General features: G+C 47.8%; 14 protein-coding genes. 11 read left to right on the plus strand and 3 right to left on the minus strand.

Translation table 11 applies throughout. From position 1 onward, the window contains the following. Window positions 1-17: 17 nt before the first annotated feature. Complete coding sequence (gene cls / locus I6E38_RS02320; protein ID WP_235392476.1) at window positions 18-1,289, minus strand: cardiolipin synthase; 1,272 nt, start codon at window positions 1,287-1,289, stop codon at window positions 18-20. Window positions 1,290-1,490: 201 nt separating this feature from the next. Continuing rightward, entirely contained in the window at window positions 1,491-2,528 is a 1,038-nt protein-coding gene (gene pheS, locus I6E38_RS02325) for a phenylalanine--tRNA ligase subunit alpha (protein WP_235392477.1), read from the minus strand. A gap of 133 nt (window positions 2,529-2,661) precedes the next feature. On the opposite strand from pheS, the gene I6E38_RS02330 reads away from it, so the two are divergent. The 11 genes from I6E38_RS02330 (at window position 2,662) to I6E38_RS02380 (ending at window position 16,309) form a co-directional block, all read left to right on the plus strand. Continuing rightward, on the plus strand, window positions 2,662-3,513 hold the full coding sequence (locus tag I6E38_RS02330) for a DUF4348 domain-containing protein (protein WP_235392478.1): 852 nt from the start codon (window positions 2,662-2,664) through the stop codon (window positions 3,511-3,513). Next, complete coding sequence (gene murB / locus I6E38_RS02335) at window positions 3,513-4,544, plus strand: UDP-N-acetylmuramate dehydrogenase (RefSeq protein WP_235392479.1); 1,032 nt, start codon at window positions 3,513-3,515, stop codon at window positions 4,542-4,544. The genes I6E38_RS02330 and murB overlap by 1 nt, the downstream gene beginning before the upstream one ends. 115 nt (window positions 4,545-4,659) lie before the next feature. After that, a complete protein-coding gene (locus tag I6E38_RS02340; protein ID WP_235392480.1) occupies window positions 4,660-5,484 on the plus strand; it encodes an MBL fold metallo-hydrolase in 825 nt (274 codons plus the stop codon). 179 nt (window positions 5,485-5,663) lie between these two features. Next, window positions 5,664-6,149, plus strand: coding sequence for an SPOR domain-containing protein (locus tag I6E38_RS02345; RefSeq protein WP_235392481.1), 486 nt, complete (start codon window positions 5,664-5,666; stop codon window positions 6,147-6,149). A 5-nt stretch (window positions 6,150-6,154) separates the two neighbouring features. Then, window positions 6,155-6,571 carry a Holliday junction resolvase RuvX gene (gene ruvX, locus I6E38_RS02350; protein WP_235392482.1) on the plus strand — a complete coding sequence of 139 codons (417 nt, stop codon included), beginning with the start codon at window positions 6,155-6,157 and terminating at the stop codon, window positions 6,569-6,571. A 167-nt stretch (window positions 6,572-6,738) separates the two neighbouring features. After that, window positions 6,739-7,302, plus strand: a complete 564-nt coding sequence (gene def / locus I6E38_RS02355; RefSeq protein ID WP_235392483.1) for a peptide deformylase — start codon at window positions 6,739-6,741, stop codon at window positions 7,300-7,302. Window positions 7,303-7,429: 127 nt separating this feature from the next. Continuing rightward, window positions 7,430-9,409 carry a tetratricopeptide repeat protein gene (locus tag I6E38_RS02360; protein WP_235392537.1) on the plus strand — a complete coding sequence of 660 codons (1,980 nt, stop codon included), beginning with the start codon at window positions 7,430-7,432 and terminating at the stop codon, window positions 9,407-9,409. Between the two features lie 18 nt (window positions 9,410-9,427). Further along, complete coding sequence (locus I6E38_RS02365) at window positions 9,428-10,915, plus strand: glycoside hydrolase family 10-like protein (RefSeq protein ID WP_455070381.1); 1,488 nt, start codon at window positions 9,428-9,430, stop codon at window positions 10,913-10,915. 287 nt (window positions 10,916-11,202) lie between these two features. Beyond that, a complete protein-coding gene (locus I6E38_RS02370) occupies window positions 11,203-11,541 on the plus strand; it encodes a PadR family transcriptional regulator (RefSeq protein ID WP_235392484.1) in 339 nt (112 codons plus the stop codon). A 21-nt stretch (window positions 11,542-11,562) separates the two neighbouring features. After that, window positions 11,563-13,431: a PspC domain-containing protein gene (locus I6E38_RS02375; RefSeq protein WP_235392485.1), complete on the plus strand. Its 1,869-nt coding sequence runs from the start codon at window positions 11,563-11,565 to the stop codon at window positions 13,429-13,431. Window positions 13,432-13,456: 25 nt separating this feature from the next. Then, a complete protein-coding gene (locus tag I6E38_RS02380; protein ID WP_235392486.1) occupies window positions 13,457-16,309 on the plus strand; it encodes an outer membrane beta-barrel protein in 2,853 nt (950 codons plus the stop codon). Between the two features lie 69 nt (window positions 16,310-16,378). On the opposite strand, the gene I6E38_RS02385 is transcribed toward I6E38_RS02380, so the two are convergent. After that, the gene (locus I6E38_RS02385; RefSeq protein WP_235392487.1) at window positions 16,379-18,460 is read right to left on the minus strand and encodes a DUF262 domain-containing protein; all 2,082 of its coding nucleotides are present in this window, start codon (window positions 18,458-18,460) and stop codon (window positions 16,379-16,381) included. Between the last annotated feature and the right edge of the window lie 55 nt (window positions 18,461-18,515).

The raw sequence follows: 18,515 nt of genomic DNA on the forward strand, positions 1-18,515 counted from the left end.
ACCGCTGAAGGGTGGATTTACAGCACCGGTGCCAACAGGTGGGCAAACCATCCTACGAATTTCTGCCACGGTGTGCGGAACTTCTTCCACTTGTTTGGAGTGAGCAGGAAGCTCTTCGTCTTGTCGCGGTCGAACATCTTGGACAGTTGTGCGGTGGTGCAGCGGTCGATAATAACGGCATTCTCTTCGTAGTCGAAGCGCAGGCTGCGTGAGTTGAGGTTGGCGCTGCCCACGGTGCAGAAGCGTCCGTCCACCATGATAATCTTTGTGTGATGAAAGCCAGGTTCGTATATGTATACGTTTACGCCATGTTTCATCAGCTTGTGAACGTTGTAGAACACGCAGTCGGGCGTGAGCGGGATGTCGCTGTGTGCCGAAACCATCACTTCTACCTTCACGCCTCGCTTTACAGCCTGTCGAAGGGCCTTCTTCAGCTTGTGGTTGAGGGTGAGATATGGGTTGACAAGCTTTATGCTGTCCTGGGCATCGTTGATGGCATTGGTGTAGAACGTTCGTATAATCTTGTTCGACGTACGCGGTTCACGATTGATAATGCCAACGGTCTTATGACCAGCTGTGCAGCAAGTGTCGGGCTTAAGGCCTTTGAAGTAATCCCCGCCATGTGTGCCACGGAAATATTTTGCGCCATGTATGTTCTGTTTGGCAGTTTTGTTCCAGATTCTGAGGAATATGGCTTGCAGTGTGTTGACTTCGTCGCCATCAATGCGGCAGTGCATATCGCGCCATTCGCCCACCTGCTTAGTGCCGTTGATGTAGTAGTCGGCCACATTCATTCCGCCCGTATAGGCTATCTGTCCGTCGATGACCACAATCTTGCGGTGGTCGCGGTGTAACACGTGGTTGACCCACGGGAAGCGTACTGGGTCGAATTCGAATATCTCGATACCGCGCGAGCGTATGCTCTTGAGGTGACGTTTGAGCAGCGGTTGGTTGTTGGAGTCGTTGCCGAATCCGTCGAACAGTGCGCGCACTTCAACTCCTTCCTTTGCCTTCTCGGCGAGGATGTCGAACAGGAGCGATGCTATTGAGTCGTTGCGAAAGTTGAAGTATTCCAGATGGACGCTGCTACGCGCCTGACGTATGGCCTGAAACATATCGTCAAATTTCTCCTGGCCGCTCATCAGTAGTGTGACGCTGTTGTTGTGTGAGAACTTCACGCCCTCTTCTTCCAACTGGTTTACTATGAGCGAATCGCTTGTCTGGGCCGACACCTCAGCAATTATGCACAGGCAAGCGATAAAAGCAATTATAATTGATTTAACTCTCATTACTTATATATAATATTTTTACAAAGGTACTATAATTTTTTTGTACCTATGTGTTGGTAGTCCATAAAACATATAATATTGGAGATTTGAAACACTTTTTTACAGCTTGTCTGTGATTTATAATAAACAAAAACGTCCTACCCGGATTCGGGCAGGACGTTTGGTTCTCTCTCAAATAATTTGAATCTTTTATGCTGAATATTATTCGGCTGATACGAATTCATCGAGGAATCGTGTGTCGTTCTCCGAGAACATACGGAGGTCGGCAACGCGATACTTCAAGTTGGTGATGCGCTCGATGCCAAGACCGAATGCATAGCCGGTGTAAACCTTGCTGTCGATGCCGCAAGCCTCAAGTACGTTGGGGTCTACCATACCGCAACCGAGGATTTCAACCCATCCTGTGTGCTTGCAGAATCCGCAACCCTTGCCGCCACAGATGTGGCATGATATGTCCATTTCGGCACTTGGCTCGGTGAAGGGGAAGTAGCTGGGGCGCAGACGAATCTTGGTGTCCGGACCGAAAAGCTCGCGGGCGAAGGTGAGGAGCACCTGTTTGAGGTCGGTGAACGAAACGTTCTTGTCGACATACAGACCCTCCAACTGGTGGAAGAAGCAGTGAGCGCGTGCCGAGATTGCCTCGTTGCGATATACACGACCCGGGCAGATAACGCGGATAGGTGGCTGCTGATGCTCCATGATGCGGCTCTGGTCGTTGGAAGTGTGCGAGCGCAGAAGGATGTTCTTTGTTACGTCGTTGGGGCTCTGCTCGATGAAGAATGTATCCTGCATATCGCGAGCGGGATGGTCGGCAGCGAAGTTGAGCTTGGTGAACACGTGCAAGTCATCGTCAATCTCAGGTCCTTCGGCCAGTGTGAAGCCCATGCGCTGGAATATGTCGATAATCTGGTTCTTTACGATGTTGAGCGGGTGGCGTGTACCGAGCTGTATGGGGTAAGCCGAACGGGTAAGGTCGAAGTCGTCGGCCGACTCTTCTGCCACTTCGTTCTGCTCTTTCAGCTCGTTGATTTTTTGCATTGCGAGCTGCTTGAGCTCGTTGATTTTCATTCCGACAGCCTTTTTCTGGTCGGCAGCTACGTTGCGGAAGTTAGCCATGAGGGCTGTAATCTCGCCTTTTTTGCTTAGATATTTCAGTCTGAGCTGTTCAATCTCCTCGGCATTGTTAGCCTGAAGATTGCCCACTTCCTTAAGAAGTTGGTCTATCTTTTCTAAAATCATATATTTGTATTTTGTATTTTGCTTTGAAATTCAGTGCAAAGGTAATATTTTTTGACATAATAAAGAACTATATCGAAATAAAGTTGTACTTTTGCCGAAAATTTGAGGGATATAATTAAGTCCACAATGTAGTATGAAAAAAGGTGTTTTGATTATTGTGTGTGCCATTGGGGCATGCATGATTTGTTTTTCTTCGGCAGGTTGTTCAGACAAAAAGCCTGCGGTAGTGGCTGATTCGGACAGTGTTCAGACGGACAGTCTTGAAGCGATAACCGACACTCTGGATCAGATTATAGCCGAGGCTCCAATGCCCAAGGCAGCCGACGAGCTGTTCGACGACTTCTTCTTCAACTTTGCGGCCAATCGTAAGTTGCAGATGAAGCGTATAGTGTTCCCGTTGCCTGTTGTCAATGGTTCTGACACCACATTTGTGCCAAAGAAGCGTTGGAAGATGGAGCATTTCTTTATGCATCAGGATTTTTATACGCTTATTTTTGATAATCTGCGTCAGATGAATGTAGTTAAGGACACTACCATTGGCCATGTAGTTGTAGAGCGCATCAATCTGCCGCGCCGTCATGTGCGTCAGTATGTGTTTGATCGAATGAGCGGCCAATGGATGATGACAACAGTAGTCAACACAACTATGCACAATAATCAGAATGCATCGTTCCTGTCGTTCTATCATAAGTTTGTCAACGACACGACATTCCAGGTGGCAAGTATAAACGACCCGCTTGAGTTCACAGGTCCTAATCCCGACGACGACTTCGGAAGCATGGAAGGTATTCTGGCGCCCGAGCAGTGGTTGTCGTTTGCTCCTGAACTACCTAATTCCACAATATATAACATTCTGTACGGTCAGAAATATTCTGAAAGCAACCAGAAGATATTTGTCATTCGCGGCATAGCCAACGGTCTGGAAACAGAACTGACATTCCGCCGCAAAGGTGGACATTGGAAACTAATGAAACTAATAATGTAATGAAGGATATACTTGATTGCAGCCTTTTGGCGCACAACACGTTTGGCATTGATGCTCGATGCCGTCGCTTTCTTGAGTTTGAAACCGTTGACGAGGCTCGTCAGGTGGCTGGTATACTCGCCCAATCGGATATGCCGTTTATTATCGTGGGCGAGGGTAGTAATCTGCTTCTCACTCGCGACTATGAAGGCATTGTGGTTCATTCGGCTATATGCGACAAGGCTATGGTTATGGCTGACGCTTGCGCTGAATCGGCAGACGACGTGTTTGTAAGCTATGGTTCGGGCGTGACGTGGGATGATGTTGTGGCTGAGAGTGTGTCAAACGGATGGCATGGAGCCGAGAATCTGTCGCTCATTCCGGGCGAGGTGGGAGCCAGTGCCGTTCAGAACATAGGTGCTTATGGAGCCGAGGCCAAGGATTTGATATTCGATGTGGAGGCAGTGGAGATAGCTACAGGCAATGTGGTGCGTATGTTCAATGCCGACTGTCAGTATGCTTATCGTCAGAGCCGCTTCAAGCACGAGTGGAAGAATAAGTATCTCATTACGCATGTTACATATCGCTTCTCACGCACATTTACTCCCGATCTTGACTATGGCAACATTCGCCATTCGCTTGAAGCCAAGGGCATAGTAACGCCTACAGCCGAAGAGTTGCGCCATACCATCATTGAGATACGCCAGGCCAAACTGCCCGACCCGAAGGTGATGGGCAATGCCGGCAGTTTCTTTATGAACCCCGTTGTTGGCCGTGACGTATACGAGCGTCTTGCCGCACAATACGAGGGAATGCCGCATTATGTAGTTGACAACGAGCATATCAAGATACCAGCAGGATGGATGATAGAACAGTGCGGATGGAAGGGCCGCTCGCTCGGTAGGGCAGGTGTGCACGACCGTCAGGCTCTTGTACTGGTGAATCGTGGTGGGGCTACAGGCAGCGAAGTGGTGACGCTTTACGAGCAGATAATAAAGGACGTGAAGGCAAAGTTCGGTATTGAAATACACCCTGAAGTGAACGTCATATAAAGGAATGGTGAAAAGGGAAAAGTGAAAAATCAATGTGCCTGCATGCGCTGTGCTTTTCCCTTTTTCCCTTTGTGTTGCAATAGGATTTCTAATTCTTCATTCTTTAGTTATTTTCATGGATACTTCCCTTTCTTCCCTTCATTCTTCACTCTTTACTCTTCACTCTTCACTCAAGGTCACTCTCTTGGGTACGGGTACTTCGGGTGGTGTTCCGTCGCTGGGCTGTCAGTGTGACGTATGTCGCAGCAGCGACCCTCGCGACCGTCGTCTGCGTTGCGTGGCCCTTGTTGAATCGGCTACCACACGTGTGCTCGTTGATTGCGGTCCCGACATACGCCAGCAGCTAATGCCGTTGCCATTCAAGCCGTTCGACGCAATCCTGCTGACCCATATCCATTATGATCATGTTGGTGGCATCGACGATTTGCGCCCGTTCTCGGTTTTCGGTCCAATCCGACTGTATGGAGACCAAAAGACATGTCAGCATGTGCGCAACATCATGCCTTATTGCTTCGGCGAACATCTTTATCCTGGTGTGCCAAAGCTCGAACTGCACGAGATAGCGCCTCATGAGCCGCTGCATGTGGGCGACCTGACCATTGTGCCTATACAGGTGATGCACGGCAAGATGCCCATACTCGGTTTTCGTATAGGCTCGTTTGCATATATCACCGACATGAAGACCATTGCCGATACCGAATTGCCGTATCTCGAAGGAGTGGAAACTCTTGTTGTCAACGCTCTGCGATTTGAAAAAGACCACCACTCACACCAGTTGGTTGACGATGCCGTACGGTTTGCACATCGCATCGGTGCTAAGCAAACATACATTACACATGTGTGCCATCATATCGGACTCTATACCGATGCTCAGAAGCGTATGCCTGAAGGGGTGACACTGGCTTACGACGGAGAAGTGATAACAGTGGATGCAGAATAACGAGAGCACCTTTAGGCAAAAGGACACTTTTAACAATCTTTATGTGCCATTCGGAACGTATATTATAATATATTTTGTAATTTCGCAGCTAAATGGCATGGAACACCATTTAAAATGGTGGCAAAATATGGTGCTGTAATATAGAACATTAAAAACAAAATTCTAATAACTACATTGGTATGAAGAAATCATTGGTTTTGTGCGTAGGTATCTGCGTGGCATTGTCTTTCACAAGTTGCAAGTCGAATGAGAGTGCCTATAAGAAAATGTACGATAAGGCTCAGGCCAAGCATGAGCAGCCTGCAGCTCCGGTTCAGGAGCAGGCTCCGGTAGTAGCTCCTCTCGTTGAGAAACCTGCTACTCAGACTACAGTTCTTGACAACTCAGACAATGTGTCTGTACGTTCAGAGGACTTCACTCTTATTAGCGGTTCGGGTTTGAGCAATTTCAGTGTGGTTGTAGGTTCGTTCTCAGTTAAGGCTAACGCTGAGGGACTTCAGAGCCAGCTCAAGAATGCAGGCAAGAACGCCCAGATTGTGTACAACGCAGAGCGCGGACTCTATCGTGTTGTTGCTGCAACATTCGCTACAAAGACTGAAGCTGCAAGCTCACGCGACCAGCTCATCGGTCAGTATCCTGGCGCTTGGTTGCTATATAAGAAATAAAAAAAGTGTCTCGAATACTTTCCATTGACTACGGCAAGAAGCGTACAGGCTTGGCCGTTACCGACCCGTTGCAGATAGTGCCGGGTGGATTGGCCACAGTGGCAACGTCCGACCTTATGAAATATCTTAAGGACTATGTGTCGCGTGAGCCGGTAGAGCGTATTGTCATAGGCGAACCACGCCAACTTAATGGCGAGCCAAGCGAGAACTTGGCGCGTGTCAAGCAGTTTGTGGCGCAGTGGCGCAAGCAGATGCCCAATATTCCCATCGAGTTTTTCGATGAGCGTTTCACATCTGTGCTTGCCCATAAAGCCATAATCGATAGCGGCATAGGCCGAAAGGCACGCCAGAACAAGGCGTTGGTAGACGAGATAAGTGCGACGATAATTCTGCAGGACTATCTGCGGTCGAAAGGATTATAAATCCTTACAATAAAAGCATAAAAAAGGAGGCTATGACTTTTCGCCATGGTCTCCTTTTTTGTGCTTTAATTTTTCAATGGTATCAATTTTTTTATAATTATGTCACCTAATCTAAAATATTTCTTAAATAAATTTTTCGGTTAGTTTATAATTAGTACTTTTGCATTATGATACTACCAATATACACTTACGGTCAGCCTGTGCTTCGCAAGGAGGCTCAGGACATTACCCCCGAATATCCCGAGCTTTCAGCTCTCGTGGACAATATGTTTGAAACACTCACAGCCAGCGACGGCATCGGTTTGGCAGCTCCGCAGATAGGTCTCGACATTCGTCTTGTCGTCATCGACCTTGATGTTCTGAGCGATGACATGCCAGAGTATAAGGACTTCCGCCATGTCTATATCAATCCATACATCCTCGAATACGACGAGGATTCGAAGAAGGAGACAATGGAGGAGGGTTGCCTCTCTTTGCCCGGAATTCACGAGAGTGTGACACGTCCTACACGTATACATGTGAAATATCAGGACGAGAACTTTGTAGAGCACGACGAGTGGGTGGAAGGTTATCTTGCCCGCGTAATGCAGCATGAGTTTGATCATCTTGGCGGCAAGATGTTCATCGACCGCATCTCGCCCATGCGCCGACAGATGGTGCGAGGCAAGTTGAAGAATCTGCTGCTCGGACGCTTCCGCTGTGCTTACCGCACCAAGGCCCCTAAGAAATAAAAAGGCCCCAACGATACATATGGGGCATACCAACAATAATCGTATGACCATTTCACAAATAATGAAATATCTGTTGCATCAATGCAATGTCCGCTCCATAACGCCATACCCTTGGCGCTATGGAGTGATGCTTGTTGCAATAATGGTGTTAGTGCTCACGCCCCAGCGCACCTCAGCCCAATATAATACCGACCGCCTTATGGTGTCGGGACGCAGTGCGCTGTACTATGAAGACTACGTGCTGTCGATACAGTATTTCAATCAGGTGCTCACGGCAAAGCCATATCTCTACGAGCCTTGGTTTTTTCGAGGCCTTGCCAAGTTCTATCTCGACGATTTCGGAGGTGCCGAGTCGGACGTGACGCACGCCATCGGACTCAACCCTTATATATATAATATGTATGAGCTGCGCGGACTATGTCGCATTCGACAGAAGCACTATGCGCAGGCCATAACCGACTACGATGCAGCCATACGCCTCAATCCGCAGAACCAAAGCGCATGGTACAACCGTGCACTATGCCGTGTGGAAGACAAGGACTACAGTCGTGCCCAGCTCGACCTCGACACCGTCATCGTGAAGTGGAAGAAGTTTGCACCAGCCTATTCGCTCAAGGCGCAGGTGTATCTAGCGCAAAAGGATACTACCAAAGCCGACCACTGGCTCGACCGCAGTCTGGAAGTTGACCCCTACGATGCTGACGCATGGAACACACGTGCCATGATATCGCTGTCGAGAAGCAAGTGGCGTGATGCCGATACGTATCTGAGCAAGTCGATACATCTGAAGCCTAAGAATGCAGGCAACTACGTCAATCGAGCCTTGGCACGTTACAACGTTAACAATCTGCGTGGTGCTATGGCCGACTATGATACGGCGCTCGATCTCGACCCTGACAATTTCCTTGCTCATTATAATCGTGGACTGCTGCGTATGCAGCTGGGCGACGACAACCGAGCCATCACCGACTTCGACTACGTGATACGTATGGAGCCCGACAACGTTCTGGCTATATACAACCGTGCCATACTGCTCGACAAGACGGGCAATCTGCGTGCTGCCATTCGCGACTATACACGCATGATCGACGAATATCCCAACTTCTGGACGGGTCTGTCGGCACGCGCCAACTGCTATCGCCGCCTCGGCATGACAGCTAAGGCAGAGATGGACGAGTTCCGTATCATGAAGGCGCAGATGGACAAGCGTCTTGGCATTCAGCCACGATGGAGCAACAGCAAGCGTAAGCAGATGCGCCGACGCAGCGAAATCGACCCCAACAAGTACAACCAGATTGTCGTTGCCGACGAGAACAACGCCGAGCATGAATACAAGAGCGAGTATCGCGGACGTGTGCAGAACCGTGCAACGGGTCTCGACGCCCAGCCGATGTATCATCTGTCGTTTGCTCCGATGGCCAACGATGTGCACACATATCATGCCTTCGCGCAAAAGGTGGAATCCTTCAACAGTGCTCATCCGCAGCCACGTCTATATGTAGTGTGTGGTACGGTGCCGATGGACGAAGTGGCTTCACGACGCATGCTGCAACGTGTCGATTCGCTCACAACTGTTGTTGGCACAACGAAAGGTCAGCAGAAGCTTGCCGCTGCACTTGTGCAGAGAGCTGTGGCAGAGACGGTAGTACAGAACTACGAGGGTGCCATCTCCGACCTTGAGGCCAGTCTGGATCTTGACTCTACATCTGTCGTTGCGCTTTGGCAGCGAGCCTATTGCCAGACAATGATGAACGAGTTTGACACGCAGTCACGTAATGCTAAGGCCGACGCTACATCAGCATCGCTGAAGTCTGCACGTATAATGTCAGATCTTGGTTTGGCAATACAGGCCGACAAGGACAATCAGTATCTGTACTACAACCGTGGTTGTGTATATATGGCCGAACGCGACTATACGCATGCCATCGACGATTTCACACGAGCCATAAACATCGACCACAGTCTGGCTGAGGCCTACTACAATCGTGGATTGGCACGTGTCCAGAACGGACTGAAGAGCGAGGGAATTGCCGACCTTAGCAAGGCTGGCGAACTCGGACTATACAAAGCATACAGCGTAATCAAAAAAATATCTAAATCAATCTAAATGAGAACAAAAATCCTTATGATGGTGCTGATGATAATCGGTACCGCAATTTATGCTAATGCCGACACGTACAATCCACGCAAACGAGAGTTTCGCGGAGCTTGGATTCAGTGTGTAAATGGTCAGTTCATCGGTATGTCGACGCAGAAGATGCAGCAGACGCTCAGCTATCAGCTCGACGAGTTGCAGAAGGATGGTGTCAATGCCATTTTCTTCCAAGTGCGCGCCGAGTGCGACGCGCTGTACAAGAGCGACATCGAACCGTGGAGCCGATTCCTCACCGGCAAGCAGGGACAGGCCCCTTCGCCTATGTGGGACCCCCTGCAGTGGATGATTGACGAGTGTCATCGCCGTGGTATGGAACTGCACGCATGGATCAATCCCTATCGTGCCAAGACCAAGACGACAAGAGCATTGCACCTTAGCCATAGATTGATGAAGTTCCCGAGCAGCGTGTTTGCCTACGAAGGACAGTTCATTCTCAATCCCGGACAGCCGCGCAACCGCGAGTATATCATTAGCGTTGTCAATGACATCGTGACCCGATATGACATCGACGGCATCCATATGGACGACTATTTCTATCCGTATCCGGTGGCAGGAAAAGAGATACCTGACGACCGCGACTTCAAGCAGTACAACAATGGCATTACCGACCGTGCCGAATGGCGTCGCGACAATGTGAATATGTTTGTCAAGGAGTGTAGCGAGAGCATACACAAAATCAAGCCTTGGGTAAAGTTCGGCATATCACCGTTTGGCATCTACCGCAACAAGCGTGCTGGTGTTGAGGTAGGTAGTAATACCAATGGTACGCAGAACTACGACGACCTTTATGCCGACATACTGCTGTGGGTCAACAACGGATGGGTTGACTATACCGTGCCACAGCTCTACTGGGAAATAGGTCACAAGGCAGCCGACTATCAGACACTCATCGGTTGGTGGAACCGCTACGCATCTAAGCGTCCGTTGTTCATTGGCGAGGATGTGGAGCGTACTGTAAAGGCTGCTGATTTGAACAATCCTAACATCAATCAGATGCCTGCCAAGTTTGCACTGCATCAGCAGCAGCAGAATGTTCAGGGCACAGTATTGTGGTATGCCAAGGCAGCTGTTGACAATATAGGCAACTATGGCACAATGCTGCGCACCAACTATTGGCGCTATCCGGCCTTGCAGCCGCGTATGCCGTTCATCGACTCTAAGGCTCCTAAGAAGCCAAAGAAGCTTGCTGTTATATGGACAGCCGACGGTCCGGTATTGTTCTGGACCAATCCTAAGGCAAAGAAGTGGGGCGATGAGGTTAAGAAATCTGTAGTCTATCGTTTTAAGAAGGGCGAAAAGATAAATCTTGAAGACCCGTCGAAGATCGTAGGCATCACACCCGAAACGATGCTCCGTCTGCCATACGAAGGCGGCAAGCAGAAGTATACTTACATCGTTACGTCGCTCGACCGTTTAAGCAACGAAAGTAAGGGTGCGAAAAAGAAAATCAGCCTTTAACAATTAAGAGAAGAATTTTTATAGCATAGCATAGCGCTATGAAAAGTGCAAAAGTATTTTATTATGTTGCTTTTGCCCTTTTCATAGCGCTTTTTTTGTATGTAATTAAAGTAAGTTCGCTATCTTTTTTGTTTTTTCTTAAGTCTATTACTAATGTAAAACTGCAAACAAAGGTTAAATACAGGCTTAATATTGTTAGTTTTACAGTACTATGTATTGCATAGTACTTAGATTATGCATACATTTGCAATCGGAAACATATACTAACGCATTTAAAACCGAAAGCAATGAATATAGACAACGCTAAATCACAGATGCGTAAGGGAATGCTTGAGTATTGCATAATGCTATTGCTGCGCCATCGTGCAGCCTATGCCAGCGATATCATAGCCAACCTGAAGGAGGCGGAGCTGATAGTGGTGGAGGGAACGCTCTATCCGCTTCTGACACGTCTTAAGAAGGACGGCTTGCTTGGCTATGAGTGGCAGGAGTCAACTCAAGGTCCTCCGCGCAAATACTATTCCCTTACACCCGAAGGTGAGGCTACGCTTAGCGAACTCGACAAGGCGTGGCTGGAAATAGCCCACACCGTAAACGTATTAAAGAACATAAAACCGAATGAATAACCCTGAAATCTGAATGAAATTATGAAGAAGAACATCAACATAAACCTCTTCGGTACGCTCTATGCCATCGACGAGGACGCTTGCACACTTCTTGAGAACTATCTCGACAACATGCGCAGCTATTTTGCCAAGCGCGATGGAGGCGACGAGATATTCGACGACATTGAGCATCGTGTGGCAGAACATCTGTGGAGCTTGAAGGAGAATGGCATGACTGCCATCGACATCGACACCGTGAAGCAGATTATCAGCAGCATAGGCAATCCCGACGAAATGGAGAGTGAGGTGGAAGAAGTTGCTGATTCTAAGATAGAAGAAACTTCTGACGCAGAAGCTGATAGCGAGGACAAGGAGCAAAGCGAAGGAGAAGACCAAGGCGAAGGAGAATGCAAAGACAACGGCCAAAGCGAAGGCAAAGCTCAAAGCGAAAGCAATTCCAATGCTTCCAACGATACCTACACCAATGCCAAGGCAGAAGCCATTGGCGGAAAATGGACTGACCGTGTTCTGCATCACGTGAGCACCCATCGTTTCTATCGTGACGGTAAGGACAAGATAGGTGGAGGAGTTATCTCCGGATTGTGTCATTATTGTGGTGGTGGCGACATCGTTGTATGGCGAGTAGGCATAGTACTCTTTCTTATGGCGGCATTTGCCCTCAATCAGACATTGCCCTATTGTTTCATCAGTCCTTTGTTAGTTTTTCTTTTCTTTGTGCCAATAATCATCTATATAGTGCTGTGGCTTGTGGCTCCCGTGGCACGAACAACCGAGGAGCGACTAAGCATGACGGGCAAGGAGGTTACTCCCGAGTCGATAAGCAAGGCTATTATTGCTGAGGCAGAGGAGCAGGTGAAGCCAACCATAAAACGTGGCAAGGGTGGCGGCATATTGTCTGGAATATCAGAGATTGTGAAGTTTAGCATAAAGGCAGTTGCTCTTATTAGCTTCTCTGTGTTGATAGCCTTTGCCTTGGCTTATTTCATCTTCTCGATAGCCTATGTCGTGATAGGTGAGCCCTTCATACGACTCTTCACCAACGACAACATTACCCTGAGCGTTATGGCCTCTATACCTTACATGAAGTTCTATATAGTAGTGTCGGCGTTGTGTTGTTTCATAGCAGCTTTGTTTCCGTTGCTCCTTATCGTACGTTCCTTTAAGTCGGAACCCAAGCCAACGCGGACAGGCATTATAGCTATGCTTTCGGGCATTTGGGTTGTGGCTGTGACGTTAGGCTTCATTATGTTTGTGATGATAGGCATACAGATGCAAAAAAAAAGTAGAGAATACAATAGGTTAGAAAACACGCACAATGGCATCTATATGAACCGCAACAACTGGGAATTGACTTCGCAGAATGGCTGGGACATAGAAGTAGCCAAGAACTTTGGTGAGACCATTTATGGTTGGTCGGATGCTGACCCTTTGTGTATGGATATGAATCCTATTCGCATCAGGGCAGACAAGAGCAACCTGCCTATAGAGTTTGCCATGAGCCGCAAGGAGGCAAAGGAAGAGGGTGACTATATGCTTGAGTGTCTTTCGAGCTGTTCGGTTGTTGATGCCACGCTGAGCGTGTGGAGCGAGGGCAAGTGTCTCTCGGTATTGCGTCTCGACGGTTATGGCTCTGCCTCTAATATTCCACTCAAAGGATTGTTGTGGGAGGAAAGCCGCAAGATACCATTATTATGCCAGCAAAACGACAGTACCACATGGGTTGACGATGTTGTACGCAATGACGCATGGCGTTATCTCTCAACCGCTCCATTCCGTCATAAAGGTGGAATACTGGAGTATCGTCTGCGCATAGGTCAGCACGATGTCAAGGACATTGTGACCAATGGAGGATATGTGAAGATGGTGCATGAGGGCTTAAGAAAACAATAGAAACATCATCTAATCTTTCTTCCGTATGAAGACAAAGCGTATTTTACCGTTATTGCTTCTCCTCCTCTTCAATGTGATAGGGGGAGCGGCACAAAACACCAAAACCGACAAGCCCAAGCGTACTGTAATGTTGTTGCAGTATGTCAAGGACTCGTTCACGGGTGTTGAGCTTAAGGCTCACGTCACATTGATGCGCCAGGACAGTACGGTGGTCGACACAATCACCTGCAAAGGATGGCAACGCGACTATAGAGCGCGCTTCGAGGTTGAGGCTAAGCCTGCAAAATATATTGTCAAGGCAGAGTGTGAGGGTTATGCCACCAACTGTCAAGACTACGAGGTTAAGCGCATAGCACGCAACCGCGGCTTCAGAATGCCCGACCTAAACCTGAAGAAACTCGCCCAGAGCGATATACATAAAGAGGTGGACTTGGATGGAGTGGTAGTGACTGGCACCAAGGTGAAGTTCACCTATCGTGGCGACACACTCGTGTATAATGCCAGCGCATTCAATGTGCCCGACGGTTCTATGCTCGACGCCCTCGTACGGCAGTTGCCTGGAGCCGAGATTAAGAGCAATGGCGACATCTATGTTAACGGCAAGAAGATAGACTACCTCACGCTCAACGGCAAGGACTTCTTCAAGGGCAACAACAAGATAATGCTCGACAATCTGCCTCACTATACGGTGCAGAACCTTAAGGTATACAACAAGTCGACAGAGAAAAGCCGACTTGTAGGCAAGGAAGTGGAGAAGAAAGACTACGTTATGGACGTGGAGCTGAAGCGTGAGTACAACCGTGGATACATATCGAATGCCGAAGTGGCAGGAGGCACACGCCAACGCTACATGGCGCGTCTCTTCGGACTTTACTACGACGACCACACCCGTTTCTCCGTCTTTGGCAATGTAAACAACGTCAATGAGAATCGCAGTCCAGGAAGAGAAGGCGACTGGAGTCCGTCGAACAGTCCGCAAGGTCAGACCGTCACCAAGCAGGTGGGCACGAGTCTTAGCACACAGAACAAGGCAGGCAGCTTGCGCGAGCAATTCGATGCCATAGCTTCATGGAACGATGTTACAGACATCACACGCTCTTCAAGTGAACAGTTTGCCTCGGCAGGCAACATCTTCAACCGTTCCAGCTCAACCTCCGTGCAGAAGGAGTTTCGCCTGAATGCCAACAACAAGATAACTTACACCGATGAGAGTACGTTTTATCTACAGTCGTCAACATCGTTCAACTATGGCGACGGTACCAACAACTCCTCTTCAGAGCGTGCCATATTCGATTCGGAAGGCAATATGGCTGCGGATTCTCCCACCAACCGCTCGCAGACAATAAGTCTCACAAAGTTCCGCACAACATCAGTCAACGAGAGCTTTATGTTTGGATTTAATTTGCCCTGGGGCGACAGGCTCGGCTTCAATCTGAACGGCAGCTACACATCCAACAAGCCTCAGGACCGTTTCAGCCTTTCTAACAACGAGTATCTGCGCGAGAACAAGAACGATCTGCGTCGTGTCTATGCCGACAGCCACAACAAATCCTACAACTATGGTGCATCAGCCAATTACTCCGTTGAGCTGAACAATTGGACGGTAAGTTTGAGCCAGAAATATAACCAGAACATGATTTCTACCAACCTGCTCAACTATCGTCTTGAGCGTCTTGGCGGCTTATACAACCGTTTCGACCAGCAGCAGCTCGACCGCTTGCCATCAACTCGCGACTCCCTGCTCCTTGCTCTCGACATGCAGAATAGCAAGACATACCGCTTGCTGACACGTCAGTATAAAGGTGAGCCTACTCTGCTGTACAACCATAGCAACACTTACTTCTCGTTGAGTCTGCCCTACCGTCTTGTGCGCGAGCGCATCAACTACAGCTGTGCCTCGGTCGACACAACGGCTGTTCGCCGCAAGTGGCTTGTGGAGCCTTCGCTGTTTTTCAACAAATGGAACGATAAGCTTGAATTAAATGCCAGCTATAGCCTTAACTGTAGCCAACCCAGCATGGAGTCGCTTATGCCTATCGATAACGACATCAATCCGCTTGCACGCCGCGTCAACAACCCTAATCTGAAGACATCCGTCACGCATAACATCAATAGTTATGTTAACTTCATCTTCAAGAACAAGAGCATTCTGTCAATTGCGCTCAACGGCTCGGTATATACCGACATGATAGGCACGCGCACCACCTATAATACGCAAACAGGTGCTTACGCCTATATGAGCGACAACGTGCATTCGGGCAACTGGACCCTCAATCCCTATGTTGTCTATTCTGGCAAACTCGACAAGAAGGGACTGTTCGCTATAGAGACACGTCTCTCGCTCGACTACACCAAGAGTACCGACTTCGACATAGCCTACGATGTCGACATCAACAAAGCAGCCTCCGTATTAAGCCGTGTCTACACTTCAACACTTCGCGACTATCTGAAGCTGTCGTTCCAAAAGGGCGACTTGAGCCTGGCTCTCGTTGCCGATGCACAATGGCGCAACTCTACAAGCAACCGCGACAACTTCCAGACGCTTAACGCCTACGACTACAACTACGGCATGACGCTTTCCTATAAGTTGCCGCTCGGCATACAGCTTGCCACCGACCTCAAGCAATACTCTCGCCGCGGCTATGGCGATAAGTCGATGAACACCGACGATCTCGTATGGAACGCTTCGCTCACACGCTCCTTCTGCAAGGGCCGTCTCACCCTTACAGCCGAAGGCTTCGACATCCTCCACCAATTGTCCAACACCACATATACGGTGAATGCACAGGGACGCACAGAAGTATGGCGTAACACTATACCTAATTATGTGATGATGCACGTGGCGTATAAACTGACGAAAACCCCTAAGAAGAAATAGCCATAAAAAATGCGGCACAACTCTTAATGAGCTGTGCCGCAGTAAACAATATCTACTTTCTATAAAAAATCATTCCTCGTCTTCTCCTTCCAGTTCTGAACGAAATTCAAAAATGAGTTCTGAGGCAGAAATATTGCATTCTTCGAACATTCCACGAAGTATGCTTATCTTGCTAGCTGTGCTATTATCAGTCCATGCATACATTCCTTGTGCAAGTTCGCGTTTCCAACCATCTTGTGTAGTTGAGAAACCGTATTTTTCGTTTGCACAAAGCCATTCTATGGTTGAACGTTTTTCTATCAGTATATGTCCGCATACTTGAATGAGCATTTCCTTCCATGTATTGACTGTATATCTAATTCCATGAAGTATATACGCCTGAAGCTTCTTGCCTGTGAATTCATAATCCTCATCGTCAAGTGATGCAGATTCCGCCTCACGGCTCAACGGTTCAAATGATGTTGTAGGCATAGGCCAAAGCCGCATAAACACATCCTGTAGCTCTTTCTGACGTGCTTTTAGTTCCGTTTCAGTCCATTGTTCGCACGATTTCACAGAGTTGTTCAACCGAAACGCACTGTCTTTGAAACCTTTCTCCATGTCTCTTTTCTCAATAAAGGTAAGATTGCTATATTGAGAATTATATCCAGTGAGGGTAAGGTTTGCCAGCGTATGCAGATATTGCTCATGAATTCTTTCCCAATCATCGCCCAACGCGGTTTTCCACTTGTCAGACAATGTTTGTGGCATGATATGCTCAATCGTGATATTCTTCTCGGTCAGTTCTTTCACCACATCATGACGTTCGTTATTGTCTTGGTTCTCCATGCGCTCAAGTATAAACATACGAGCATTGACAGGCATCTTATATACTTGGCGTGTCTTGAAATCGCCCTTCACCTCCTCGTCTGATGGAAACACCGAAGAACGCCCCTTCTTTAGCAGAACGTATTTCAGCACGTCAATATATGAAGGTGCAGTCTCGTCACTCGATCTGTTGACGTGATTCAACACATCTCTGTGAAGTGTGGCAAAAACCTTATTCAAAGCATTAGATGGAAGATTGCAAATGATTCTGCGAGCCCAGTAGGCTTCAATGACATCAAGAACTTGGTAGATTTCTGTTTCTGCCAATCCTACTTTAGTTGCATAGTCGAAGAATGCCATAAAGAAAGGATAAGCAATAGTAGAATCCAACGTCCGAAGCTGATTCAACTTTCTATTTAGCTTGGCTGTACCTACTTCAGCATTGTCTACTTGGCTGTAAATCTTGGCATAGTGATGCATATCTTCCAAGAGTGTAGCCCTATCAATGTTTGCAGTCTCTGCATACTCTTTGAATATGAAGTAGATTTTATCAATACGACCTATTTTACCTTGCTTCATGGTCAGGTAATCACGCACAAAAGATGATGGGTCGTATTTGGTAAATTCTTCTATTGGATTCCAGAATCGAGTATAAAGATTATCCTGCTCTGCAGGTGCGAGTGACATCAAGAGATAGTTGCGTATCTTGTCTGCTTCGCTTAGGTCAAGACCTGTAGAGTTCAGACTCTCGAATATCAACTGTGGGTCATCATCTTCGTCAAGACGAATGTTGATGACTTCGAGTTTCTTTATTGTCTCAAAGAGCTCGTCGAGGGTTAAACCAGCACGAATTATCTTGTCATAGAAGAAATCATAATTGCGAGTCACGTTCGACTCCTTGATATATTGTTCTTTTGGTTTATACAGTAACGCATCAAATGCCTGCATATCTTTCTTGATGGGCTTAAGTTTCACCTTACGCTCATCCTCCTGATATTCATCCACAAGATAGCGCTTGAAGATTTTCTCAACAAGTTTTGCATCAGTAGCCTCTATCTGTCCTGCCTTCTTTGCGTTGACCATAGCTATCAGCAGCAACGAAACGGTTGTGATTCGCTGCTGACCATCAATGATGAATCTGTCTTCTGTTCCCGACTGAATGCTTGATACGATACTGCCAAAGAAGTGACTCTTACGGTCACTGTTATGTAGCTTCATCAAATCTTGGAACAACTGCTCACAGTTTTCCTCCTTCCAGTCATAGTTGCGCTGATACAGAGGTATGATGAATCGCTTGTCCGATCCATCAAAGAATTTTATTAGGGGTTGTGCATCGCCTTTCATAAAAATCTAATTTAATCATTCGAACACTAACAGCATATCATGTTTTGCTAATATT

This window comes from Leyella stercorea, assembly GCF_021531355.1.
In the GTDB taxonomy this organism is placed as follows: Bacteria; Bacteroidota; Bacteroidia; order Bacteroidales; family Bacteroidaceae; genus Prevotella.